Genomic DNA, 24878 nt, shown 5'->3' with positions numbered 1-24878 from the left:
TTTTGAACCAAAAAAAGGGTGAATAACAAAATATGTTATTCACCCTTTTATATTTTTGGCTACTATCTTTAGTACTTTGATATCGGTTTAACAATAATCAAATCAGCAATTAGCAGCCAAGTTTGCCTTCAGCTTCTAAGGCTTTTTTGCTACGGATAGGTGCTGGGCAGTCTTCGCCGTAGTATTGACGATCGGCAAAGTAGCTTGAGCGTACCATGGGACCGGCCCAAATGCTAAAGAAGCCAATCTTTTTGCCATAGTCCATATAGCGCTGAAACTCGTCCGGATGCACATAGCGATCGACAGGAGCATGATTTTTACTCGGCTGCAAGTATTGACCCACCGTAATCATATCGACATCATGCGCTTTGAGATCATCAAGTAGCGCATAGACCTCTTCTTCGGTCTCGCCGAGGCCAACCATAAAGCCGCATTTGGTCGCGATATCAGGGCGACGTTCTTTATAAAGCTTGAGCAGATCGAGTGAGTGCTGATAGTCAGAACCCGGACGAAACGCTTTGTATAGACGTGGCACGGTTTCAATATTGTGGTTAAACACATCTGGCGCAGTCTCTGTCAGTAAGTCTAAGGCAATATCCATACGGCCACGGAAATCAGGCACTAAGATTTCGATCAGGCAGTTTGGGCTTAGCGCCCGTGATTCGTTTAGCACTTCTACAAAATGCTGCGCGCCGCCATCTTTTAAATCGTCGCGATCGACTGAGGTGATCACCGCATATTTGAGCTCAAGACCTTGAATAGTCTCGGCGGTATGACGCGGCTCATCCTTGTCTAGCTCATTAGGGCGACCATGACCGACATCACAGAACGGACAGCGGCGAGTACAGATATCACCCATAATCATAAAGGTGGCGGTACCATCCGCGAAGCACTGCGGCAGGTTAGGGCAGGCCGCTTCTTCACATACGGTATAGAGCTTTTGCTCACGCAAAGTCGCTTTGATACGCGCTACTTCAGCAGGCGAGGACATTTTTACCCGAATCCAATCAGGCTTTTTCTTTGCCTCGACAGTCGGGATTACCTTAATTGGGATACGGGCAACTTTGTCATAGCCACGCAGCTTTTCACCTTGAATGGCTTTTTTGGGTTTTACTCTTGGCGCAGGAATATGGGTTTGTACGGCAGTAGTCATAATCAATGATCTCTTAACCCTTTATAGTATAAGGGTTTATGGAATTATCAGCATGCTTTATAGGTGTCTTTATTATAACAGATATTGCGCTCAGGGTTTATTATTCAACCCTTTGTGCTATGGCTTTTTGTTTAAGTTGTCAATATCTATACCCATCTCATTAAACACTTCGATAGCCGCGCGAAACGCTTCTTGCGTGGCAGGTGCGCCGCAGTATGGTAGGCTATGCATCAAGACCTCTCGAATCTCGGCGACGCTAGCGCCATTGTTGATGGCACCTCGGATATGTCCTTTTAACTCATTTGGGCTTTTTTGCGCAATTAAAAAGGCAATGGTAATCAGTGAGCGATATTTGCGTGGTAGTACTGACTCATCTTGCCATGTGCTGCCCCACGCGTGCTCTATAATCCAGTCTTGCAGCGGCTGAGTAAATCCAGTCGCCGCATCGAGTGAGCGTTTTACATGTGCTTCACCCATCACTTCTGTGCGGACTTTTAGACCTGCCTGATAGTTGGCATTACTATCATTCATATTGCATCCTCCCTAATCCTGTTATAAAAATCTATAATCGTCATATGGTGTCTGCGCACTCATAAAGCAAGTTTTTATCAATCAGTGCAGGTACGTAAATACGAGCGATTATAAGGTGTGCAATCATATTATTGATGGGACTATTTTTATAATAAATGTTGGATATGGCCTTACTATGAGCCTTTTGAAGGCTCAGCCATTAACATTTAGAGCGTTTTAAGCTATGATTGCACGGATAATTATTTTCTATAGTATATAGACGCAGGCGGTCATGCTGACTACCCACGTAATGTGCTAAATCCCAACTGACGAGGACGACTATTGTGTTAGAAGCTTATCGTAAACATGTCGAAGAACGTGCTGAGCTAGGAACGGTTCCGCTACCATTGAACGAAAAACAAGTAGCAGAGTTGGTTGAATTACTAAAGAACCCGCCAGCGGGCGAAGAAGCATTTTTGATGAACTTGCTAGAAAACCGTATCCCTGCTGGTGTAGACCAAGCAGCCTACGTCAAAGCGGCATTTTTGGCAGCTATCTTAAAAGGTGAGACGTCATCACCATTGATCAGCAAGCAAAAAGCGGTTGAAATCCTAGGTACGATGCAAGGTGGCTACAATGTACAGCCATTGGTTGCGGCACTAGATGACAGCGAAGTCGCACAAGACGCTGCTGAAGCATTAAAGAAAACTTTGCTCGTATTTGACGCGTTCAATGACGTGACTGAAAAAGCCGAAGCGGGCAACACCATTGCTAAAGAAGTCGTTCAATCTTGGGCTGACGCAGAATGGTTCTTGAATCGCCCTGAAGTACCAAAGAAAACCACTTACACGACGTTCAAAGTCACTGGCGAGACCAACACGGATGACTTGTCACCAGCGCAAGACGCATGGAGCCGTCCTGATATCCCACTGCATTCATTAGCCATGCACAAAAACTCTCGTGACGGCATTACTGCTGACGAAGAGGGCGTGCGTGGTCCAATGAAACTTATTGATGAGCTAAAAGAAAAAGGCCACCCACTTGCGTACGTTGGTGACGTTGTCGGTACCGGCTCTAGCCGTAAGTCTGCGACCAACTCAGTGCTATGGCTGATGGGTGAAGACATTCCTAACGTGCCAAACAAACGTGGTGGCGGTCTAGTACTAGGTAACAACATCGCACCGATCTTCTTTAATACGATGGAAGATTCTGGCGCCTTGCCAATCGAAAAAGTAGCTGTCGATAAGCTAAACATGGGCGATGTGTTTGACATCTATCCACATGACGGCAAAATCACCAAGCATGACTCTGATGAAGTGCTATCAACGTTTACGCTAAGCTCGCCAACATTGCTTGATGAAGTGCGTGCTGGTGGCCGTATTCCATTGATCGTTGGTCGTGGTTTGACCAACCGTGCGCGTGAATACATGGGTCTTGGTCACTCAGACGTGTTTGCGAAACCTGAAGAGCCAGCCGATACGGGTAAAGGCTTTACGCTAGCGCAGAAAATGGTTGGTAAAGCGTGTGGCCTAGAAGGCGTACGTCCAGGTATGTACTGTGAGCCTAAGATGACTACGGTCGGCTCTCAGGATACGACTGGCCCAATGACACGTGACGAGCTAAAAGACTTGGCATGTTTGGGTTTCCAAGCGGATCTCGTGATGCAGTCATTCTGTCATACTGCGGCTTATCCAAAACCAGTTGACGTTGAGACTCAGCACACACTACCTGACTTTATCATGAACCGTGGTGGCGTCAGCTTACGTCCAGGTGATGGTATCATTCACTCATGGTTGAACCGTATGCTACTGCCAGATACCGTTGGTACTGGTGGTGACTCACATACTCGTTTCCCAATGGGTATCTCGTTCCCAGCAGGTTCTGGTCTGGTTGCTTTCGCAGCGGCAACTGGTGTGATGCCACTAGATATGCCCGAATCTGTTCGTGTTCGTTTCGTTGGTGAGCGTCAGCCTGGTATTACCTTGCGTGACCTCGTCCATGCGATTCCTTATCAAGCGATCAAAGAAGGTTACTTGACGGTTGATAAGAAAAGTAAAATCAACGAGTTCAACGGCCGTATCCTTGAAATCGAAGGTCTAGAAGATTTGACCGCTGAGCAGGCGTTCGAGCTGTCTGATGCGTCTGCGGAGCGTAGTGCGGCTGGCTGTACCATCACGCTATCTGAAGAATCGGTAACTGAGTACCTAAACTCAAACATCACGCTACTTAAGTGGATGATTTCAGAAGGCTATGGCGATGCGCGTACCATCAGCCGCCGTATCGAAGCCATGCAAGAGTGGCTTGCGAACCCAAGCCTCATGCGTGCGGATGATGATGCTGAATATGCTATCGACATCACTATCGATATGAGCGAGATCAAAGAGCCTATCCTTTGCTGCCCGAACGATCCAGATGATGCCAAGACCTTGGCAGACGTGGCTGGTGATACCATTGATGAAGTATTCATTGGTTCGTGCATGACCAACATCGGTCACTTCCGTGCCGCTGGTAAATTGCTACAAGACGTACCAGCAGGTAGCCTCAAGACGCGTCTATGGATTGCACCGCCTACTAAGATGGATGCACGCCAGTTGATGGAAGAAGGTTATTACAACGTCTACGCACAAGCCGGCGCTCGTACTGAAATGCCAGGTTGTTCACTATGTATGGGTAACCAAGCACGTATCGCACCGAAATCGACTGCGGTATCAACATCAACGCGTAACTTCCCGAACCGTCTGGGTCAAGGCGCTAACGTATACCTAGCATCTGCAGAGCTTGCCGCAGTTGCCGCGGTACTTGGTAAATTGCCGACTAACGATGAGTATCAGCAGTATGCTGGCATGCTCAACAGCATGGGTGATGAAGTCTATCAATACATGAACTTCGACCGTATGGAAGAGTACACTGAAGAAGCGGATAAAATTAACGTTGCTCAGTTGACCTAATTTTGGTTAAAAATTGAGTTAGCCGTTTTTAAGTAAACAAAAACCCCGTATCGTCATGATGCGGGGTTTTTGTTATGAAGGCACCAGCTGATTTCTCTCACTATCTTCTGTATAATATAAGGGCAGGCGGAAACCGTGGCTCTGCACTTCGCTTACCTCTTTTTTATCTTTTCTATCTCGGGACGGACCGATACTTTGATATGCACTTTTTTGTTTAAATACAGGTGCTTTGGAGTTTTGGTTGATGATTACATTATCACCGTTTAGACGTCGTATTGTCTACGTAACTGTGTTCGAGATTGTCGCAATTATCTCCTCTACCTTTGTATTGATGAAGCTGAGCAATAGCAAGGCGTCAGAATCATTGCCCGTTGCGATGATGGTCTCTCTAGCAGCCGTTATTTGGAACTTTCTATATAATACTGCTTTTGAAGCATGGGAGCGTCGCAGGCATATTGCGTGTCGTACGTTATGGATACGTAGTGCTCATGCGTTTGGTTTTGAAGGTGGGCTGGTGTTGATCTGCTTGCCACTATATATGGTTTGGTATCACGTTGGCTTGCTCCAAGCGTTTATGATGGAAGCTGCCTTGCTAGTGTTTTTCTTAATTTATAATTTCGTATTCACCTTTATTTTTGACAAGATATTTACCTTACCGTATCACTATAAGTCAGTATCTGCTTCTTAACCGCAGACATAAACGAAAAGAGGGCTACCATATTGGCAGCCCTTTTTTTTGATACTATAAATAGCGAGTTATTTGGTTATGAATAAATTTAGCCGTCAAATCAACCCGCTTACTACTCAATCATTTACCTTGATAAACTGGTTTGCGCTTTTCAATAAAGGCGCTGACGCCTTCGATAAAGTCATCGGTTTTTGCCATCATGGTCTGCTGCTCCACTTCCATATCTAATGCTTCGTTCAAACCCATAAACGCGTGCACATTGAACATATGTTTCATAGAGGCTAGGGCTTTACCTGGCAGCTGGCTCAATCTTAGAGCCAATGCTTGAACGGTGGCGTCTAGCTCTTCTGCACTAACCACTTGATTGACCAGATTTAAGCGTGCCATATCTTCTGCTTTTAGCTTATCACCCAGCATCACAAGCTCAGTGGCTTTTGCTGTACCAACCAATTGATTCAATAAATAAATACCGCCTGCATCTGGCACTAAACCAATATTGACAAAGGCTTGGACAAACTTTGCATTATCCGCTGCGATACGAAAATCACAGGTAAGCGCTAAGTTCATGCCAGCCCCTGCTACGGCACCTTCTAATTTGGCAATGATTGGTTTATGGACATTACGTAGCTTTAAGCTGACTTCGCCTGCGCCTTCTACCATGCCCTTTAGTTTGTTTGAAACAATGTCCTTGTCCAATCCTTCAGATAACATCTCTTTGATATCGCCGCCACTTGAAAAATTACCACCAGCGCCTTGCAAGATAATGACTCGTACTTGATCATCAGCCGCTGCTTTATCTAGCGCTATTAACACGTTGTTTTTTAGTGGCGTGCCAAACGCATTTAAGCTTTTTGGATCGTTAAACGTAATGGTGGCAATGTGATTATTCACTTGATAATCAACGATAGACTGTGACATTTGAGATTTCCTTATTTTCAATGACTGTGTTAAGCAGCGATTTTTGGTACCCGTATAAAAGACAGCGGGACAAATGGATGGTAATAAATAACGCAATGCTGATTACTATAGCAGCTTGCGCGCATTATAAAAGCAGGTTTTGTGGGCGCTTAAGACACATCTACATGGCGGTTAGCTCTTTGAGTTGCTCGTATAAACTGCCGCGCCTGTACGAACAAAAAGAGTGTATGAATAAGATACAGATAATACGCATGGTTCATAAAAAGGTGAGTTCCTGACTTATTAATAGATTATGCTACTATGCAGGTAGCGCGTTAGGTCATGCGCAGCCCAACTGATTAATCAAAGTTTTCACCAAACAAGGAAGTGATTATGCCAACAATAAAAGTCAACGATGTCGATATCTATTATGAAGACAGCGCGCCCAATAATACGCAAAAACCCGTTATCGTGTTTGCCCATGGTCTGCTGTGGAGCTCGCAGATGTATGACAAGCAAGTGGCGTATTTTCAAACGGACTATCGCTGCATTGCGTTTGATTTTCGAGGGCAGGGTCAGTCACAGATTACCAAATCTGGCTATGATATGGAGACATTGACCGAAGATACGCTAGGGTTACTTGACGCACTCGCTATTGCTAAATGTCATTTTGTTGGGTTATCCATGGGCGGGTTTGTCGCTCAACGTATTGCGCTTAAGCGACCGGAGTTGCTGTTATCATTAACGCTACTTGAGACGTCAGCCGACCCTGAAGATCCAAAAAATGTCCCGCAGTATCGTAAGTTAGTCAAAGCCATTCGTTGGCTAGGGATGAAGCGTGTGAGCAAAAAAGTCATGCCCATTATGTTTGGCAGTACCTTTTTGGCCGACAAGCTGCGCAAATCTGATCGCAAACAGTGGCTCACGATGCTGCAAAGCAATCGTAAGGGTGGTGTCGTCAAGGCGACAATGGGTGTCATCGATCGCACTGGCACTTATGAGCAACTGGGTGATATCACGACACCGACATTGATTGTGGTCGGTGATGAGGATGCAGCGACGCCTTATGAAAAGTCTGAGCGTATGCATTTTGCTATCGCTGGGTCGAAGCTTGCTATTATTAAAGGCGCTGGCCATACGTCGACAGTGGAAGAGCCTGATCAAGTGAACCGAGTGCTCAGTCAGTTTTTGACAAGCTGTGTGTAATGCTAAGCTGCTGAGGCAAATTCGCATAAAGTCAGACTGTTTTAGCAGTAGGTTATAACAATTCATAGAAAAGCCGCTACCAGTCATTGATAGCGGCTTTTTTTTATCCTATTATGCTCAATACTGACGATTACATTCGTGAGCTGTATTGACTGTGACCATCATCGATAGTGCCAAATGCTTCTGCACGATTGACGATTTCGGTTGCCCATGCCCGGTGGGTCGCAGGTTCTAGCATGGTGTTGTTGTACTTAAACACCGCCTTGGCCTCAGAGTGCAGGATTGCTTGTGCTTCATCTAATGTACTGAGTGGCACACAGTAGGCTTGCTGCACCAGTGCAATTTGGCTTGGATGAATGACCGTTTTACCGACCAGTCCCAAACTGACATCATGATTTAGCTCCTGCATAAAAAGGGTTGGCTGATCTAAATACTCAAATACAGGTGCAGTGAGATAAAAACCATGCGGTACAAAGCAGCCAAGCAGCTGATAGGCAAGGGTGCCGATAGGCGTGTCATAGACAATTCTATTCTTTGGACGACGCAGGCGCAATGCGGCAAATAAGTCATTACCCCCGATACGTAGCGCAAACACTGGCTGACTAAACGCTTCTTTAAAGGCAATCGCCAGCTCTTGATTGTGACGCGGATTGAATAATGCAGCGGTTTCAAGTGTCGGCATCAGCAGATGGTCAGCATTGAGGTTCTGACAGGCCATGCGCCAATTGGATAAGCTATACATATCGACTTTTGGCATGACAAAACCATCAATGAGATCAATATGCGTATAATCAGCCAATTGCTGTAGCATCATTGGGCTACGCGGACGTATAAAGACCAGTGGACGCGTTGGGTGCTGTGCGTGAATAGCAGCGGCTCGGGATGGATCATTGATGCTATTGACATGCTCAGCCCACGTACCCAGTAGCGTGCGCAAACGCTTAAGTGCCAACTCCACATCTTCATTACTAACGGCATCTTCTAAACAGATAATAATACTATTGATCGTTGGTAGCTTGTCGCGCTTAATCACTTGCCAGATATCTTGGCGAGTGGCAGGCATATATAGGCTAGCACCCAGCTGGTAGGGGTGGTGCGTGTGCGGTCTGACCATCGCATGACGCTCAGTAATCAGATGCACATAAGACTGGGTATCATAGGACTGAGTGTCAAGGTAAGTCGCTGACTCGTTGTTTGTTATATCTGACATAGTTGGCATCATAAATAGAGGGATAAAGGGCAAGCGTTCAATCGCGCTAGTGGTGCTCAAGCCAAAAGCATTAACTGTCTTTGGAGCGTTGCTTGATCAGAGTGATGGCTTGATAAGGGTATATTTTATCACCTAATACCTCAATAGTGATGCCTCGCTGCGCACATAAATGACGCAGTAGTGCGGTATCGGGATGCGCCGCGGTCGCGAGCAATATACGCTCTGGATCGCGGCGTAGTATCGCGCGCGTCGCCTCGGCGATAGTCGGCTTAATACGGTTGCGATTGGTAATGTCATAGTCCGTGGCGAGCGCATCTATTAATGCTGCCGTCTGGTAGCGCGGCTGCTGATAGGTTGGCAAATGCTCTGGCAGCATAGTCAATGAGCGTCTGGCTGCATCAACATGATCGATAAATGCCAAACTATGATCTGCGTCTATCAAATCCTCATAAAAGACACTGCGGTGTAGACCAGATGACGGCTCGGTGTATAAGCTGCGTGAAATCAGTCCTGATACGGTACTATTTAACAAACCCGATGGAATTAACCAATCTTCCGCGCTCGCGGCGAGCCAAGCAACGCCCGCCGGATCGGCAAGGGTCAGTAGTGGAATGACATCAGCACCTTGATGAAAAATATTGGCAAAGCTGGTGTGAATGGGATCGCTAAATGTCTCTAAGCTACGAGCAAGCTCCTTATAAATCGCGCCTTTACCTGTCCAGCCATCGACAAATACAATCGGACTGTTTGGGTAAGCGTCAAGCAGCATTTGCAGCGCCACAGGATCTAGCCCGCGATCACGAATGATACTGATGCCATAATGTATACTTGGCAAATGATAGCTGCTATCTGTGTCAGATAACGCACGCTGCAATAGCACACCAATCGGTAGACCTGCCCGTACCAAGCTAATCAAGACTAGCGGATGCTCGTCACTGACATCATGACAAAAGACATGATGTAGGGTATGCGCTAAGCGTGCGATATCAGTTGCGGCTCTCTTGCCACCTTGCGCTAGTGCCTGTTGGTATAGCTCTTCATGCATCGCGGTAGGCGCTTGCTCCAAGGTCAACATATCAGAGTAGTGACGTTGCCCACTTTGAATGAGTGCCTCTTTTTGACTGACGGGCACATCAGCAACAGCGTCTTTATCGACGATATCGAGCAGTACGGTCACATCACTGGCAAGGTAGCTACCTGAGCCGTAATTGTTTAGATTGGCTCTGTTGGTCTGTATGTTAGGTAAAGTCATAGTATGAATAATAGCACTCGTGATGATAAAAGAGAGGTTCTGTGTCTGCTTTTTGGCTGATTTTCTGGGCTGATGTTCTAGCCCAAATAATTAGACAGATGGCTAAGGCTGATACTGCTCATGCATCTGACCGCGGCTTGGCATACCGTACCAGTCAAGCAGCTGCAAAAAAGGCAAGTCTGCCAAGCTATCACCAAAACCAAAACTGGGACGCTGATGGTCTAAATGATTGTCTAATAAAAACTGTACAGCATGGCGCTTGTGTACCGCGTGCGGTAATATCGCTAGATTGTTGGCATTCACATGCACATAAAAATCTTGCTCAAAATCGCGTATTAACGTGGGCAGTTTTTTGGCCAGTTCAACTAATGCTTGATGGTCTTTTTGCGCGTGTTTGATCGCTAGATAAATCGTTAATTCTTCATTTACAGACCCATTATTAAAGCTATCGACATGCGGCGTAAATACCAAATGACTCTGCTCACTTTTGCTATGACTAGCAAACAGCTCGCTTAGTTGGTTTAACTTATCTTGCAACGGTGCAAGCTTGCTATGCATATGTTGCTGCCACGCGCTTAGTAACTGCCCATCAGCCGTTAAAATAATGGCGCCATGGGTCAATACTTGCCAACTGTCGAATGGCAGTTTCACGCGTTTGATCTCACTGCGGTCACGTGCTGTTACTACGATTAATTCAGTGCTATTGAGTAGCCAATTAAAAAAAGTCGCTTGGCGCTGACTCATAAAGCTTAGTGGCTCATTTTGCTTATTGACCGTCGCACAAACCAAGTGTTCTGGCTCTGCAGTCGGGACTTGCCAAGCATCAATCTTGCGCTGGGTTTGAAAAAGTGTATCGTCCAAATCCATTAAGGCATAGGGTTTGATAATATCGGCGCTGGGCTTGAAAAATGGGATAGTCATGACGTCGTCCATAAACAGTTAGTATGAAAGTTAAAGAATGGTTTAAATTGTCGGACTTACCACCAACACATTATTCAAACCGCGCCACATCGCATCGACGCTATCAGCAGCTGTCTCCACACACAACACAATCAAGTCCCACTCGTCAGGGTCAACATTATAAGCAAAGTTGGTCATGCCAAGCCCATAATTATCATGAAAGCTCAGCATCGTAGTAATGGCGCCGCCAAGCGCAATCGGTGAGCGAGTTAATGCACTAAATTTCACGATAGCATTTGTGTCAGCTTTGAGGTTTTGAGATGTTGTCTCAAGCCATTCCGCCAACAAAAACGGCAACCAAACAAACTCATTGCTACCCAACACCAATATTTTTTTGGGCAATTGAGTGACATCAAAGCTGTCTTGATTATGGAAGCTTGCAAATGCAGCCTGAAAGCTCGAAAGATAGTTATTAAAGCCATCTGTGCTATTTAATGTGGGAAAACGTCCCCAGTTACCTGTAAATCCAAGCGCTTGACTACCAGCGGCAGTGGTATCAACCGATGGCATGGTGATAGGCTCTGGGTTGGGCGCGTCTGTCCATTGCCATGCGCCTGACAGTAAGTGATGGCGATGAAACTCAATACCAGTTAAGCGATCTGCCATACGCGCAGGCATAATATCATCTGTCTGCTGGTTTGTATTTTCTTGATCCAATGACCAATCAACCAAAGTCGTTAGATGTACTTGCTCTAGCTGAGTGAGCCCTGCATCACGTAAGGCCGTGACGACATTGACACAAGTATTGCCTGTTGATGCTTCATCATCGACCATAATCAGCGTTTTGCTAGCGAGTAGCTGCTCTTGCGTGACGCTATCTGTACTTTGATAAATTAAATGCTGGCTGGCATGACTATGATCTTCATTAAACGTTGTTAATAACGCTTCGGAGTTATTGTCACTATGCTGCGTGTGACGCGTAGAGTTTAGCAATAACGCATTTGGATAACGTGTTTGTAGTGCTTGATGCACGCCAGCGGATAGACCCACTGCTGTCTCTGCCATACCAATAACTAAAATTGGCTTGGGCAAATCGCTAGGAACTAAATTGGCTAAATCAGTAAACGCATCTCGCATCGTGCTGGGTGCCACGGGGATATGACGGCCCAATACTTTGGATACAAACAAAAACGCCCGTTTTGGATTAATACGCTGAGCAAAACCAAGCAGATCTTCTAATTGATAACTGTCGTTTTGTTTCAGGCTATTTTTGTTAGCCATTGAGTTGGTCTGATAGGTCAGATCAAGGGTGCCGCGAGGTAGGGTGATGCTGCGTTTATAGGTTTTGTTAGAAGTTATATCTTGATTTGTATCATTCATTATTTCTTGTTGTCCTATGTATTATCAGATTTTGTTTGTTGCTAGTGTTTACTTAGCTTTATGACGTACATAGAGCGTAGAGTTTACCGTTTTGGTTTCAAATATTCCGATATTTCTAATCATGCTAGAGAGTCTGGCATAACCGTAATTTTTAGGATCGAAATTTGGGTAGTGTGTTTTTATGGCGTTGCCAATCAAACCGAAATTCACCCAGCGCTCGTGGTCGGCTTTCGGGTGATCGATAATGGAAGCACGCAGACTATTTAATAATTTTGTATCACATTTTAGGCGACTCTCATTCCATGTTGACGTGACATTGCCGTTTGGTGCTACACTGGACATTGGCAATGTACCATTTTTTAGTTTAATAGAAATGACTTTGTTCACAGTACGGATGTCATATAACGCCATTGCTATAATTAATTCTGAAAACTTTGCATAGCCATATCTATCTAACTTGATATTTGTATGGTGTTGTTTAATCTGGCTGGCAAGATAAGATAAATTTGACCAGCCTTTGGCAGAATTTGGGTCTTCTTTTATCAGCTTGTTTAATATGCTAATAAGATGTGTCTGCTTTTGAAGTGCTTTGGTTGTCCATTTTTCGGGTGATGTTTTGGATTCGGCGACAGGCAGCAATGGTTTTGTCTTAGTATCAAAGCTAGGCGTGTCTTTGTGCTCGCTAATGGGCAGTGCTTTTGGTAAAGGTACTAGATCCTCCACGTAGTAAAAACTGTCACAGGCTTGTGTGAATGCTTTAACGGTCTGCTTTTTACCGAAACCAAAGACTTTGATACCATTTTTTCGTATGCGTAACGCCAAAGCAGTGAAGTCACTATCACTAGATACTAAGCAAAAACCGTCATAATGACCACTATGTAATAAGTCCATAGCTTCAATAACTAGACCAATATCAGTCGTATTTTTACCTTTAGCATAGGCGAAATGTTGTATTGGGTCGATAGCGTGTTTTAAGAGTGCTTCTTGCCAACCTTGAATATGTACATTGCCCCAGTCACCATAGACTTTTTTGCAAGTAACATTACCGATACTCTCTATCTTACGTAAAATATAATTAATGTTATTAGCTGAAGCATTATCGGCATCGATAAGAACGGCTATGTTGTTGAGTTTCATTGATATAACAGTCCTTGATTAATACCGTTTTTCTTTTGATCTTATCATTGTAGTATGTCGTTAACCCTGACAGCCTACCAGCCATAATGCACTGCGACTTTGCTTGCTCAGTTGCGGCGTGGTCAGAAGCGTGGCGCTTGACGAATCAGCCTTACTCTCCAAACTGATCCCAGCGCTCGCAATTAAGGCAGATAATAACTGAAATTTCACCGCATAGTTCATGTTTTGGGCGTGTTCATGAACGAGACTGGCAGTCACCATGCCGATGACCTCACCGGTTGGTAGTAGTAAAGGACTACCACTAGAGCCAGGCTGAATGGGTGCGGTAAACTGAAGATAACGAATATCATCGTTTAAGCCCGTTAGCCCTGAGATACAGCCTTGTGTGACTTGTAGTTGACTGCTTAGCCCTGATAATGGAAATCCTAATGTAGTAATGGTCTCACCCAATATGTCACTGCATTGCTGTGCCAATGGTATATGGCTGGGCAGGGGGTCACTGACTCTGATAATAGCGGAGTCGCTACCGATATCACTGAGCACGACTTGTGCCTCGCGATCAGGCTGACCTTGCTGGCGTATGCCAATCATTTGAGCGGACTCAATCACATGATAGCAGGTGAGCAAGTGGTGCGGATCAATGGCAAACGCCGTCCCTGTCCATGTCTCACCTGCCTGCACGTGACGAGGCGGACGCATTTCATTGTGAGGGCAGGCTTGCTGTTGCTGTGCTGCTTGGATACGTGCATGTGTGTTGGGTGGACGAACATCAAGACTGACTTGTACTCGCTGCTCAAGACTCGTCAAACCTTGGGTCGAAGCTTCGTCAAGCGCCCGACATTTAAACTGTCCATTCCGCTGATATATCTCTAGTATAATCGCAGCTTTGACGTGGCGTTCGCGCGCTGTAAAGTCGTAGCGAAGTGCGCCATCATTCAGTGTTAAGCAAACATTGCTTAGCTCAACCGCAGGCAAGTTCAGGCTAGGCTCATCGTAAGCATAAGCAATCAGCTGTAAAAAATGCACACCTTGTTGCTCAAACAATTTGGGTAGATTAAGCTGCCATTTGCTTGGGTTATTGGCATCATCTATCGTTGCCCAGTCTTTGGGCTCATGTAAATAAGCAGGGCTACAAACAGCCTGACGATTGGCATCTAATGGCAACCAAAGTAGCCCAAGCTGCTGTCCAAACTTAAGCGGAGAAGTGCTAGAAAATGCGACCGAGCAGCGCACGTCTGCGATAACAGCATTAGCGCCTAACACGAGTGTGGTCTGTGCTGTCATCGTCTACCTTTTATTGGATATATACTCGGTTGTCAGTCGTTCTTTATGTTGCCTGCTTATTTTTACTTATTCAGCAGTATCTTCAATTTTTACGCCTACCATAATGGAGCGTACTTGACAGGGCGTTATTTGCTGTATGATATCAGTCAATTGTGGCTTATCGGTCAAGCCAAGCCAATAGCCAAATCCGACCTGTGTCAAATCCACATCGCTATGCGTTGTGTAACCAATACCACCAGACGGGCGGCTATTGATCTCAAGCACACGGTGCTGACCGTCATCATCAGCTTTGGTCTGCACACTGACGATACCGTCACAGCCAAAGGCTTTAATCAATGGAATCACCACATCCATGACGGATTGCTCATAGCCAATATGCTGGATTTTGCCGGTTTTATAACGCGTGACGGCGGCCAAGACCTCACCGTATTCGCAGACCACATCGATAGAGTATTCCTGCCCTGATAGATAAGGCATAAGCAGCATAGGAATAGGGCGCTCACGTACCATTAGACTGTTGGTATACGCATTGATAAACTGCGCGGTATTGATTTTTTTCTCTTCGGTAAAGTACAAATGCTCAAAACTATCGTAGTGTTCATCAGGTTCTTTACCTGAGTCCAAGCGCCAAAATCCTTGAGCAAAAATACCAACAACTGGTTTGACACATAGGGGCTGATGACCGTGTTCGGCAAGTAATGCTTCCAGCTCTGTCACATTATCAAAGCGCCAAGCATCAGCGACAGGGATATTGTGTTGGTGACACTGCTGCATAAAGGCAAACTTATCTTCGATCGACTCTAGTGCTGCTACGCTGGTTGCGCCTGTAAGCAAACGAATACCAGCGGCATCAAACGCCTCACGATGCGCTTCATAATCGACCCCATTGCGCCCCGTTAATAATACTTTGACGTTGTGCTCTTTGGCGTGTTCCAAGACGAATTGCCAGCGAGGTATAACAGGCTCAGTTGTCTCTTGTGCCTCATCCTCTATGGCTGCTTTTTCTGGATATGGTTCGCGATAGACCCTATCAGCAAATTCAAAAATCTCAGGTCGGTTATGACGGTGTGAGGCAATAATATTAAAAGGGGTGCTAGATTTGCTTTTTAAGTTCTGTAAGCTCTCTAACATATCGCGCTGGCTGGATTGACCCTCAGCTAACCAAGCAGCTATTGATGTGGAGTGGACGCTATCGTTAGCAAGGTTAGTCATAATTCTCTCAGCGTTATTATCATATGTAGGGAGTTGGATGAGTGGATACGGTTATTGAAAACTGGCGGCAGTATAGTCAAAATTTGATCATTCAGCAGCATATATTATATACAAATGGCACAGGTTATAAATGCCCCTGATGAAATAGGCAAAAGGATTTGTAAGAGTGATCTTGTAGCTAGTAGCGCGGTTGGTCGGTTTAAAATGTTCATAATATTCATGCTACTATATGACGATAGTGAGCATGCCAATGACAACAACGACAACATAATAAAGAATCTAAAGGACGTATGATGAATCAACCTCAGCAACTGATCGCAGGTGCCAATGCACCATTACCAACTGATAATATTAGTGTCCGCATCTTAAGCCAAAACGCCATTGATTGCGCCGCTTATCGTCTGACGACTGATGGCAAAGTACGCGGCGATGGTGACATGATATTTTATGGTCAGAAACGTAGCGATGATGGCAATGTTAGTTTTCGTGGTCACGACAGTGACGGATTTTTTGATATCAATTTGCCCGCGCAGCCTGCGAGTATTGAAAAAATCGCTTTGGCATTCTCTAGCGAGCAAACGCTGGCACAAGTCGGCGATGTCGATATTCAGGTACTACAAGGCAGTCAGGTATTGATGACTTGTCAGCTGAGCAGTGCTGGGCGTAATGAAAAAGCCATTATTTTGGCGGAGTGTTATCGCAGACAAGGCAACTGGAAGTTTCGCTTTATCGCGCAAGGATTTAATGGCGGCCTAAAACCGTTGTCGGAGCACTTTGGCGTTGAGATTGCTGATGATGCGCCAGCACCCCAAAATACAACGCAAAATCAGGCTCAGCTGATTAATACGCAAAAAGCAGACAATACCTCTCAAGCGAGTACTCCGCCACCGATTCCTGCGACCCCGTCGGTCAACCTAAACAAAATCACTTTAACCAAAAATCAGTCCAGCATCAATCTGAAAAAGCGCGATGATTTTGGCAAAATCTCAGTGAACTTAGACTGGAACCAACGTCCAGAGAGTAATAAGTCAGCACCCAAGGAAGGCCTATTGGGTGATCTGTTCAAACAGCATCAATCAAGCGGTATAGATCTAGATGTTGGCGCGATGATTCATCTAAAAAACGGCGAAAAAACCCTGATTCAAGCACTGGGTAATCGCTTTGGTAGCCTGCAATCAGCGCCTTATGTATGCCTGCGAGCCGATGATAGAACGGGGCAGGTGAGTGGCGGTGAGTGGCTTGATATCAATGGTAAGCAGTGGTCACAGATTGAGGAGGTATTTATCTTTGCCTTTATTTATGAGGGCGCGCCAAACTGGGAAAAAACCGATGGCGTCGTGACCATTCATGTACCCGATCAGTCACCGATTGAGACCCGTTTAACAGAAGGGGCTAGTAACTTGCCGATGTGTGCCATCGCGCGTTTGGTCAATCAGCAAGGCAGTATCAATGTCGAGCGTATCAATCAGTATTTTAAAGGGCATCAGGAAATGGATAAGGCCTTTAACTGGGGGTTTAGCTGGAAGCGTGGTCGTAAATAACAGCGTTAATAATACTTTTTTATAGTGAATTCAGTATAAAAACGATACAGCGGGACTGGGATAAATTTTTCGCAGCATCGAGCAGCGTAGGTACAGCACGCAAGGAAAATTTAGACCAGTTCCACCTTAATATATAATGTATCTGTTTTATTTAGGATTGACTATAGTGTAAAAGCCCATTGATAAAAAGAGCGGCCCATCTATTGATAGATGGGCCGCTCTTTTTTGAAATAAATTATTCAACTGGATTAGTAATACTCCAGTTAAAGGCTCAACTCAGTTATGCGTGCGGCGTAATTGCAGGCATTAAATCATGGAAAGTGCGACCAGACGCAGTCTCGCCAATAGCGTGCATTTTCCATTCATTGTTATGCCGATAGACTTTTGCCATCACCATAGCAGTATGTCCACCTTGTGCCGATAAGTTGTAGCGAGCTACTTCGCTGTTGTTATTGGCATTAACGATACGGCAAAACGCGTTTTCTACCGTCTCAAACGTCTGGCCGGTAAAGCTATTGACCGTAAACACTAATGAAGTCACGTTGGCTGGGACTCTTGAGAGATCAACGTCGATGACTTCATCATCGCCATCGCCGTCGCCAGTACGGTTGTCGCCTGTATGGACGATACTGCCATCTTTTGATTTAAGCTGACTGAACCAGATAGCATCGACCGCTTGTTTGTTTGCGTCAAACATAATGCACGAAGCATCCAAATCGATAGAATCGCCGCCGCTACCACCGCCGAATAATTTACCTAAAAAGCCACCTTTTTTGTCTTGTGGATTTTGAGCGACATCCCAACCTAGACCTAATTTGACTTGAGTCAGCTCGCCGCCTGCTTCTTTGCTTAGGGAGATTTTCTGTCCCTTTTGTAGACTAACTGCCATGTGAGTATCCTTATAATAATTGTGAGTAAAACTGCTTAAACATAGTTCTAAAAAACGCTATAAGATATTATCTAAAAAACCACCGCCGCCGCCGCGACCGCCTGAGCTCGTTCCTAAGACACTCTGCAGCCAACCTTGATAGCTGTCGCGATTGCGCGAGCAAATAATGACTTTACCGCTTCCTGAAAAGTTCAGAACCATACCTTCGCCACTGGTGACGGAATTGATGATATTGCTCATGATGCCTTTTTTCTTGCTGGTCGAGACAGACAGCTTATAGTCGAGGTTCGAATCCCAGCAAACCACATGACCATTATCAATAATGACATCTTTGTCTGGGGTGACCTCAATCTCAAACAATGAGCCAAAACCAGATACCACAACCTGACCTTTTCCTTGCGTCTGCATGACCATAAAGCCACCATTATCACCGAATACCGCGCCGCCTAGATTACGCTGAATATTGGCTCTGATATCAACGCCAGTTTGCGCCGCGACAAAAGCACCATCACTCAAGGTATATTGCTGTGATCCCACCTCGATGATTTGCATATCGCCATCTAGTGTGGGGGCAAGCAAACAGTCGCCTTCGCCATGGACTGCTTCAATCTGCTGTTGAAATAACGATTCATCATTGGCAAAGCGGCGCATAAGCGATTGCATCAGTCCACCTTGTAGCTTACCTTTTAGCTCAAGGTTAGACTCCATCATTACCATTGCATTGGCTTCACAATAAATTGAATCACCTTTTTTGAGATTACAATGCAAAAAAGGCTCAATAGTACCGATTAAACTGAATGTTGCGGCCATGGGGTGCAAATCCTTATTCTAATATCTTTGATAGGTGCTCTTAATGTGGGGGGGGATAGACCTATGTGTTTTAGCGTTTTTATATTGATGAGCCTATTAAATTTAAAGCCATCAAATGCGTTAAAAGGGCACACTTGATGGCTCATAGGCGTTGCTATCAGAAAACTGATAGCAACGCTTGGCTCGCTAGATATTTACGTCAATTTAACGTTACACGTTTACGCCGTAAGACGCTGCTAATGGTCCAAGACCACCGCTGAAACCTTGACCGACGGCACGGAATTTCCAATCGCCGCTGTGGCGATATAGCTCACCAAAGATCATAGCTGTTTCAGTGCTGCCATCTTCTGATAGGTCGTAACGGGCGATTTCAGATTGACCATTATCGTTTACAACACGGATATAAGCATCGCCAACTTGACCGAAGTTTTGGTTACGTGCTTGGCCTTCATAGATGATGGCACAAATGGCAACTTTGTTTACATCAGCTGGGATGCTCGCAAGATTTATTTTGATTTTTTCGTCATCGCCATCGCCTTCGCCAGTACGGTTATCACCAGTGTGCTCAACGGCGCCATTGTCTGACTTTAGATTATTAAAAAAGATAAAATCTTGATCGTTACGGACTTTGCCTGCTTCGTTGATTAAGAAGGCAATAGCGTCCAAGTCAAACTCTTGACCGTCAGTTGCGCGTGGATCCCAGCCTAAACCAACTGTGATGTTGGTTAAACCTGGTGCTTCTTTTGATAAGTTTACGTTGCCGCCTTTTGTTAAGCTAATAGCCATACAAATACCCTTTGGATTAATAATTAAGTGGATTGGGTCGAAAAAATAAATTAAAGGTTGTGCAGTGACTGATGTGAAAGGACAACTGGTAAAGAACCTAGTTGTATACCACGTCCTGCATATCATTACGTTTTACTATACTAAGCGTTTGCTCACTAAGCAAGGCGTATTTTGTGCGCTTACTATATGCTTACTAAGCGACATAATAACCCTGCATTTTTGATACTTTTTAATCATCTTAGCAATAGTGGTTAACGTATTGTTATGCAAAGGTAAATTATTTAATGACTGTTTCCTTTGGATTAAGCCATAGAATGAAGAGAAACCTACCCTAGGTTGCAAAGACATAACCAAAAAAAGCGGGTCGTACCAGATATGTTGGTACGACCCGCTATAAGCTTGACAACTCAATAAAATTTAAACGTAATATTGTACTGAATAATCCATTAATAAAAGTATTTAGATAAAGGTTTTATTCGGCAAAAACCGACCAGCCTGTTTGCCTGCCATTATAACGCAAAAAAGCAGGCCATATCTGATGATACGACCTGCTCAAAGCTATACAGCATCATGCGAACAACAGGTGCTAATTAAGCCTTGCTGCTTCCGCTTTACGATGTTTCAGCGACGCCCATAATGCAAAACCAATAAAGGCAATACCGATAAGACCAGTAATAATTTCTGGTACATGGAACTTCACTGACAACAGCATAATGATGGCTAAGGCACCGATGGCGTAATGTGCGCCATGCTCAAGATAAATAAACTCATCAAGCGTGCCTTTGTCTACCAAGAAGATAGTCATCGAACGTACGAACATCGCACCAATGGCAAGACCAAGCATGATAACAATGACATCATTGGTAATGGCAAATGCGCCAATCACACCATCGAAACTGAATGAAGCATCGAGGATTTCTAAGTATAAGAAACCAATGATACCGCCTTTCATGATAGCGCTGGTTGCGGCTGCGCCACTTCCTTCGTTTTCTAAGTCTTCTTCGAGATCACCTTCTAGCATACCAGAGACAACCTGTACACCAAGGTATACTAGAATGCCCCAAACGCCAGCAATGAGCACAGCACTTGACTGCTCTGCACTGGCCCATGATACCGCAATCATTAAGACGATAAGCGCAACAAATACGCTCATCGCATCGACTTTGCCTAGCTTGACCAAACGGCTCTCAAGCCAGTCAAACCAATGGACATCTTTGTCATCAAAAATAAAGTTCAAGAAAACCAATAGTAAGAAAATACCACCAAAGGCTGAGATTTCAGCATGGTGCGCCATCAATCTGGCTGAGTATTCTTGAGGATTGTTCAAGGCCAAATCGATCACTTGCATCATACCAAGGTCAGCGGTAACCGCAACGATGACAATAGGGAAGACCAAGCGCATACCGAATACCGCAATTAAAATACCCACGGTTAAAAATATCTTTTTCCAAAATTCGTCCCAGCCCTTAAGGACTGAAGCGTTGACCACCGCGTTATCAAAAGATAACGAAATCTCCATGACGGCCAAAATAGCGGTAATCGATAGCGTGGTTATCATCCCACCCATACCGCCATGTGAATATCCCCACCATGCCGCTATTGCTAAGGCAATGATTGTGAAGATAATATCTAAATAAAAATGTCTCATGACACATCCTATCTGGTTGCGTAAAGCTGGTCTATTATAGACACAAGCCGCAAAAAAGTGGTTATTGCTAACCACTTTTTATGCATAATTTTAAACGAAACGTAAAGCATTACTAGTCATTGGGGCATTAAAAATTGTGACTATTTGCAACGATGCTCGCTTGATATCTTGGACGTGATAATCGGAATGGCTGATAGCCCAAATGCCAATAAAAATAAGGCTCTAGATATCAACGCCGTACTGATGACACATCGCCTGTAAGCCACCTGAATAACCTTGACCTACCGCGCGGAACTTCCATTCACCGTTATGGCGATATACTTCACCGAATACCATGGCTGTCTCAACAGAGTAATCTTCTGCTAGATCAAAACGTACCACTTCAGTACCGGTTTCTTCGTTAACAACGCGGATAAAGGCATTGGCTACCTGACCGAAGTTTTGGTTGCGAGTAGCAGCGTCATGGATAGTCACCGTCACGACTACTTTATCAACGTCAGCAGGTACTTGGGTTAAGTTTACTTTGATAACTTCATCATCACCATCGCCTTCGCCAGTACGGTTGTCACCTGTGTGCTCGACCGCGCCATTATCAGATTTCAGCTGATTATAGAAGATAAAATCATGGTCGCCGCGCACTTTACCTGCACCATTTAGCAAAAATACGCTGGCATCAAGATCGAACTCAGCACCAGAGGTGGCGCGCTCATCCCAGCCTAGACCGATTAGTAGCTTGGTCAAATTTGGATCAGTTTTCGTTAGCGATAAGTTACCGCCTTTGTTAAGTGATAGAGCCATAGTGTTATCCTTATTATTAGACGTTAGAGATTTAATGACATAAAAGGCGATGCTTACGCTATCACTGCGCAAATCCATCGCCTAGTAATGCTCTATCATAACAACAAAAAATGACCCAATCAAAGCCGATTGGGTCATGGTTATATTTTATATACATTGGGCAAAAAACTTAAGTTTCAGGCAGTTACGTTACTCATTATAGCTACCTTGTTCATGGCATTTGCCAGTATAGCAGCATTGCTCACTCATAAATGCTTATCTATAGACTCTGACGATGACGAATCTCAAAGCTTTGATGAATAGGTTTTTTGATATTAAAATCAAAGCCGATCGTCTTTTGGGTGATATGAATAATATCGTAGCGCTCGACTAACTGCTCATCTAGCTCAAAGCGAGTGAAGTTATTAGAAAAATACAAGACGCCATCAGAGGTTAAGCGGTTCATGGCCCGATTGATCAGAGCTGCATGATCACGCTGCACATCAAAGGTGCCTTGGAACTTCTTCGAGTTTGAGAACGTCGGTGGATCAATAAAGATAATATCAAACTGCTCGGTATTGTCCTTGATCCACTCAAAAATATCGGCAGCAACGAACTGATATTTATTGCGGCTGACGTCTAGACCGTTCAAGGCAAAGTTTTGTTTGCCCCAATCTAGGTAGTTCTGTGACAAATCAACGCTCGTGACTTTTTTGGCACCAGCAAGCGCTGCATGCACACTGGCGGTACAAGTATAAGCAAACAGGTTAAGTACAGATTTGCCGTGGCTGTTGCTTTTGATCCGTGCGCGCATATTACGGTGATCAATGAAAAGCCCCGTATCGAGATAGTCGGTAAAGTTGACATAAAAATACGCCCCATCTTCGCGGGCGACATGAAACTTGCCGCGTTTTTCTGTGGTGCTCTGTTTACTATACTGATCATTGCCAGACTGACGGGCACGCGTTTTGATAAAGATTTGCTCACGGTTAATATCAAACACTTCACGGATACCCATCAGTGCGAGATTAAAGCGTTTTTTGGCTGTTTCAGGTGGAATAGTCTTAGGCGGTGCATACTCTTGCACGTGGGCATAATCGCCGTATAAATCGATAGCAACCTTAAAGTCAGGCAAGTCGGCATCGTAGACACGAATGTTACTGACATTGTCTTTTTTGGCCAGTTTTTTGAGTTTGCTTAGATTTTTTTGTAGACGATTAATAAAGTCTTGTCCGTCTTCTACGTCGATCTCACGCTTTTCAAAACGGCTGACAAGATTGCCTGTCTGTCCAGCGATAAGCGTTCCGTAGCGGAAATAGACGGTGATCGCGCCATTATGACAGCGTAACGTTTTTGGTTCTTTAATCGGTAGGATATCTACTTGCTCGACACGAGCGGCCAATATGCCAAGCATTGGATCGATACCGCTGCCAGCGAAGCTGTCTTGTATAATCAGGCCAATGGCTTGATACAGTGGCTTAATCATTTCTTCATCACCCAAACGCTCACCATAAGGCGGGTTGGTAATGATTAAAGGATTACTCAAGCGACCGTCATCCACGAGCGGTTTTAGGGCGCTACCAAGTTGATCAAGCGCACGCTGTTCGATGTCTAGTAGCGGAAGCAAATCTTGAAGTCCTGCCGCGATGAGGTTTTTTTCGGTTGCGATAATCGCGCCATTATCAGCATCAAAACCCAACACAAGCGGCAGCGTATCTGGTTGCTCATTGGCAATCTCTAATGCTTCGCGAAAACGTGTCTGTGCATCCTCAATCATCTCCTGCCATAGCGTCTCGTCATGATGCTGCCACTCATAGAAGCCAAATTGATTGGCCGCTTTGTCGATACCTACAGCATAATCACAGTGCATGAGTAGAGCTTCGATAAGGAAGGTACCAGAGCCACACATTGGGTCTATTAACGCATTATAGTAAGGTGCATCGCCTGCTTCGTTTTTCTTGTGCCAACCAGCGCTATAGAGTAGGGCAGCTGCCAAGTTTTCTTTTAATGGGGCTTCTGTCATAGCCACGCGATAACCACGGCGATGCAAACTGGTCCCTGATAAATCTAAATACAGCTCGGCCTGTTTGTCATTGACGGTCGCAAAGATAGAAAAATCTGGGTTTTTGCTATCGACATTCGGACGGCTGTCGTACACTTCGTTGAAGGTGTCCGCAATGGCGTCTTTGACCCGTAACATGGCAAACTGCTGGCTGACGGCAACGCGCTTATCGACAGACAGACGGATGGCAAAGGTTTGCTCTAAGCTAAACTGCTCAGTCCAATTGACGGATTTTGCCAAACCATATAGCTGCTCTGCAATATCGTATTCTGCATTGATGTTTTTGCGTTTGATGAGCATCAATACCCGCGAAGCCACACGTGACCAAAGGCAGATGGTATACAAGTCGCGTAAATCACCCGTGACGGCAAGACGACCAGTACTCTTGATTTCGCTATCAATACCGAAACTTGTCAGCTCAGTCTGCAGCGGTGCCTCAAGCCCATCGGCACAAGTAATGATAAGATCAAGCGACAATGTGGAAGAGGGTGCAGCTGCGGTTTGTTCGGTCATACGGGTACCTGTGGGCTAAATTGACAAAAGAGGCAAATAATAAAATAGATGTTTTAACCAGTAATTTTACCATAA

The 24878-nt window shown here is 44.9% G+C and carries 20 protein-coding genes; 4 read left to right on the top strand and 16 right to left on the bottom strand.

The annotated features are described in order from the left end of the window. Nucleotides 1-109: 109 nt before the first annotated feature. The gene (lipA, locus tag AOT82_RS04060; RefSeq protein WP_071001923.1) at nucleotides 110-1153 is read right to left on the bottom strand and encodes a lipoyl synthase; all 1044 of its coding nucleotides are present in this window, start codon (nucleotides 1151-1153) and stop codon (nucleotides 110-112) included. A gap of 117 nt (nucleotides 1154-1270) precedes the next feature. Then, nucleotides 1271-1684: a carboxymuconolactone decarboxylase family protein gene (locus AOT82_RS04055; protein WP_058025284.1), complete on the bottom strand. Its 414-nt coding sequence runs from the start codon at nucleotides 1682-1684 to the stop codon at nucleotides 1271-1273. 323 nt (nucleotides 1685-2007) lie between these two features. Between AOT82_RS04055 and acnB the strand changes: the two genes are divergently transcribed. Together acnB and AOT82_RS04045 are read left to right on the top strand one after the other, a co-directional pair. Then, the gene (gene acnB / locus AOT82_RS04050) at nucleotides 2008-4611 is read left to right on the top strand and encodes a bifunctional aconitate hydratase 2/2-methylisocitrate dehydratase (RefSeq protein ID WP_071001922.1); all 2604 of its coding nucleotides are present in this window, start codon (nucleotides 2008-2010) and stop codon (nucleotides 4609-4611) included. 244 nt (nucleotides 4612-4855) lie between these two features. Continuing rightward, nucleotides 4856-5299 (top strand): PACE efflux transporter, encoded by a 444-nt coding sequence (locus AOT82_RS04045; RefSeq protein WP_083328840.1) that lies wholly within the window; start codon nucleotides 4856-4858, stop codon nucleotides 5297-5299. 120 nt (nucleotides 5300-5419) lie between these two features. On the opposite strand, the gene AOT82_RS04040 is transcribed toward AOT82_RS04045, so the two are convergent. Next, entirely contained in the window at nucleotides 5420-6217 is a 798-nt protein-coding gene (locus tag AOT82_RS04040; protein ID WP_071001921.1) for an enoyl-CoA hydratase/isomerase family protein, read from the bottom strand. Nucleotides 6218-6589: 372 nt separating this feature from the next. Here AOT82_RS04040 and AOT82_RS04035 point away from each other — a divergent pair, with 372 nt between their 5' ends. After that, nucleotides 6590-7402, top strand: a complete 813-nt coding sequence (locus AOT82_RS04035; RefSeq protein WP_071001920.1) for an alpha/beta fold hydrolase — start codon at nucleotides 6590-6592, stop codon at nucleotides 7400-7402. Nucleotides 7403-7532: 130 nt separating this feature from the next. Here the strand turns inward: AOT82_RS04035 and AOT82_RS04030 are convergent, their stop codons facing one another. From AOT82_RS04030 to AOT82_RS04000, 7 genes are all read right to left on the bottom strand, one after another. Next, nucleotides 7533-8612 (bottom strand): HpcH/HpaI aldolase/citrate lyase family protein, encoded by a 1080-nt coding sequence (locus AOT82_RS04030; protein ID WP_083328839.1) that lies wholly within the window; start codon nucleotides 8610-8612, stop codon nucleotides 7533-7535. Nucleotides 8613-8682: 70 nt separating this feature from the next. Further along, nucleotides 8683-9864: a cysteine protease StiP domain-containing protein gene (locus AOT82_RS04025; protein WP_071001919.1), complete on the bottom strand. Its 1182-nt coding sequence runs from the start codon at nucleotides 9862-9864 to the stop codon at nucleotides 8683-8685. A 102-nt stretch (nucleotides 9865-9966) separates the two neighbouring features. Then, nucleotides 9967-10785, bottom strand: coding sequence for an HAD hydrolase family protein (locus AOT82_RS04020; RefSeq protein ID WP_071001918.1), 819 nt, complete (start codon nucleotides 10783-10785; stop codon nucleotides 9967-9969). A gap of 42 nt (nucleotides 10786-10827) precedes the next feature. Continuing rightward, nucleotides 10828-12144 carry a phosphoribosyltransferase domain-containing protein gene (locus AOT82_RS04015; protein ID WP_071001917.1) on the bottom strand — a complete coding sequence of 439 codons (1317 nt, stop codon included), beginning with the start codon at nucleotides 12142-12144 and terminating at the stop codon, nucleotides 10828-10830. 48 nt (nucleotides 12145-12192) lie between these two features. Continuing rightward, on the bottom strand, nucleotides 12193-13281 hold the full coding sequence (locus tag AOT82_RS04010) for an NYN domain-containing protein (protein ID WP_071001916.1): 1089 nt from the start codon (nucleotides 13279-13281) through the stop codon (nucleotides 12193-12195). A gap of 60 nt (nucleotides 13282-13341) precedes the next feature. Continuing rightward, a complete protein-coding gene (locus tag AOT82_RS04005) occupies nucleotides 13342-14565 on the bottom strand; it encodes a S1 family peptidase (RefSeq protein ID WP_071001915.1) in 1224 nt (407 codons plus the stop codon). 66 nt (nucleotides 14566-14631) lie between these two features. Then, a complete protein-coding gene (locus tag AOT82_RS04000) occupies nucleotides 14632-15777 on the bottom strand; it encodes an ATP-grasp domain-containing protein (protein WP_071001914.1) in 1146 nt (381 codons plus the stop codon). A gap of 293 nt (nucleotides 15778-16070) precedes the next feature. Between AOT82_RS04000 and AOT82_RS03990 the strand changes: the two genes are divergently transcribed. After that, nucleotides 16071-17318 carry a TerD family protein gene (locus AOT82_RS03990; protein WP_071001912.1) on the top strand — a complete coding sequence of 416 codons (1248 nt, stop codon included), beginning with the start codon at nucleotides 16071-16073 and terminating at the stop codon, nucleotides 17316-17318. 280 nt (nucleotides 17319-17598) lie between these two features. Here AOT82_RS03990 and AOT82_RS03985 read toward each other — a convergent pair whose 3' ends face one another. From AOT82_RS03985 to rlmKL, 6 genes are all read right to left on the bottom strand, one after another. After that, nucleotides 17599-18207, bottom strand: coding sequence for a TerD family protein (locus tag AOT82_RS03985; protein ID WP_071001911.1), 609 nt, complete (start codon nucleotides 18205-18207; stop codon nucleotides 17599-17601). 57 nt (nucleotides 18208-18264) lie between these two features. Beyond that, entirely contained in the window at nucleotides 18265-19017 is a 753-nt protein-coding gene (locus AOT82_RS03980; protein ID WP_071001910.1) for a TIGR00266 family protein, read from the bottom strand. A gap of 210 nt (nucleotides 19018-19227) precedes the next feature. After that, complete coding sequence (locus AOT82_RS03975) at nucleotides 19228-19803, bottom strand: TerD family protein (RefSeq protein WP_071001909.1); 576 nt, start codon at nucleotides 19801-19803, stop codon at nucleotides 19228-19230. A gap of 586 nt (nucleotides 19804-20389) precedes the next feature. Beyond that, nucleotides 20390-21451, bottom strand: a complete 1062-nt coding sequence (locus AOT82_RS03970) for a DUF475 domain-containing protein (RefSeq protein WP_071001908.1) — start codon at nucleotides 21449-21451, stop codon at nucleotides 20390-20392. A 222-nt stretch (nucleotides 21452-21673) separates the two neighbouring features. After that, nucleotides 21674-22249, bottom strand: coding sequence for a TerD family protein (locus AOT82_RS03965; protein ID WP_058024753.1), 576 nt, complete (start codon nucleotides 22247-22249; stop codon nucleotides 21674-21676). A gap of 259 nt (nucleotides 22250-22508) precedes the next feature. Further along, a complete protein-coding gene (gene rlmKL, locus AOT82_RS03960; RefSeq protein WP_071001907.1) occupies nucleotides 22509-24803 on the bottom strand; it encodes a bifunctional 23S rRNA (guanine(2069)-N(7))-methyltransferase RlmK/23S rRNA (guanine(2445)-N(2))-methyltransferase RlmL in 2295 nt (764 codons plus the stop codon). Between the last annotated feature and the right edge of the window lie 75 nt (nucleotides 24804-24878).

It is taken from the genome of Psychrobacter sp. AntiMn-1, assembly GCF_001854065.1.
Taxonomy (GTDB): domain Bacteria; phylum Pseudomonadota; class Gammaproteobacteria; order Pseudomonadales; family Moraxellaceae; genus Psychrobacter; species Psychrobacter pacificensis.
The sequence above is the reverse complement of the archived record's forward strand: the minus strand, read 5'-3'. Positions and strand labels throughout refer to the sequence as shown.

What these genes read in the sequence shown, in the direction of transcription:
- lipA (WP_071001923.1), bottom strand. Translation starts at nt 1,153, where the DNA reads ATGACTACTGCCGTACAAACCCATATTCCTGCGCCAAGAGTAAAACCC.
- AOT82_RS04055 (WP_058025284.1), bottom strand. Translation starts at nt 1,684, where the DNA reads ATGAATGATAGTAATGCCAACTATCAGGCAGGTCTAAAAGTCCGCACA.
- AOT82_RS04045 (WP_083328840.1), top strand. Translation starts at nt 4,856, where the DNA reads ATGATTACATTATCACCGTTTAGACGTCGTATTGTCTACGTAACTGTG.
- AOT82_RS04040 (WP_071001921.1), bottom strand. Translation starts at nt 6,217, where the DNA reads ATGTCACAGTCTATCGTTGATTATCAAGTGAATAATCACATTGCCACC.
- AOT82_RS04035 (WP_071001920.1), top strand. Translation starts at nt 6,590, where the DNA reads ATGCCAACAATAAAAGTCAACGATGTCGATATCTATTATGAAGACAGC.
- AOT82_RS04030 (WP_083328839.1), bottom strand. Translation starts at nt 8,612, where the DNA reads ATGTCAGATATAACAAACAACGAGTCAGCGACTTACCTTGACACTCAG.
- AOT82_RS04025 (WP_071001919.1), bottom strand. Translation starts at nt 9,864, where the DNA reads ATGACTTTACCTAACATACAGACCAACAGAGCCAATCTAAACAATTAC.
- AOT82_RS04020 (WP_071001918.1), bottom strand. Translation starts at nt 10,785, where the DNA reads ATGACTATCCCATTTTTCAAGCCCAGCGCCGATATTATCAAACCCTAT.
- AOT82_RS04015 (WP_071001917.1), bottom strand. Translation starts at nt 12,144, where the DNA reads ATGAATGATACAAATCAAGATATAACTTCTAACAAAACCTATAAACGC.
- AOT82_RS04010 (WP_071001916.1), bottom strand. Translation starts at nt 13,281, where the DNA reads ATGAAACTCAACAACATAGCCGTTCTTATCGATGCCGATAATGCTTCA.
- AOT82_RS04005 (WP_071001915.1), bottom strand. Translation starts at nt 14,565, where the DNA reads ATGACAGCACAGACCACACTCGTGTTAGGCGCTAATGCTGTTATCGCA.
- AOT82_RS04000 (WP_071001914.1), bottom strand. Translation starts at nt 15,777, where the DNA reads ATGACTAACCTTGCTAACGATAGCGTCCACTCCACATCAATAGCTGCT.
- AOT82_RS03990 (WP_071001912.1), top strand. Translation starts at nt 16,071, where the DNA reads ATGAATCAACCTCAGCAACTGATCGCAGGTGCCAATGCACCATTACCA.
- AOT82_RS03985 (WP_071001911.1), bottom strand. Translation starts at nt 18,207, where the DNA reads ATGGCAGTTAGTCTACAAAAGGGACAGAAAATCTCCCTAAGCAAAGAA.
- AOT82_RS03980 (WP_071001910.1), bottom strand. Translation starts at nt 19,017, where the DNA reads ATGGCCGCAACATTCAGTTTAATCGGTACTATTGAGCCTTTTTTGCAT.
- AOT82_RS03975 (WP_071001909.1), bottom strand. Translation starts at nt 19,803, where the DNA reads ATGGCTATTAGCTTAACAAAAGGCGGCAACGTAAACTTATCAAAAGAA.
- AOT82_RS03970 (WP_071001908.1), bottom strand. Translation starts at nt 21,451, where the DNA reads ATGAGACATTTTTATTTAGATATTATCTTCACAATCATTGCCTTAGCA.
- AOT82_RS03965 (WP_058024753.1), bottom strand. Translation starts at nt 22,249, where the DNA reads ATGGCTCTATCACTTAACAAAGGCGGTAACTTATCGCTAACGAAAACT.
- rlmKL (WP_071001907.1), bottom strand. Translation starts at nt 24,803, where the DNA reads ATGACCGAACAAACCGCAGCTGCACCCTCTTCCACATTGTCGCTTGAT.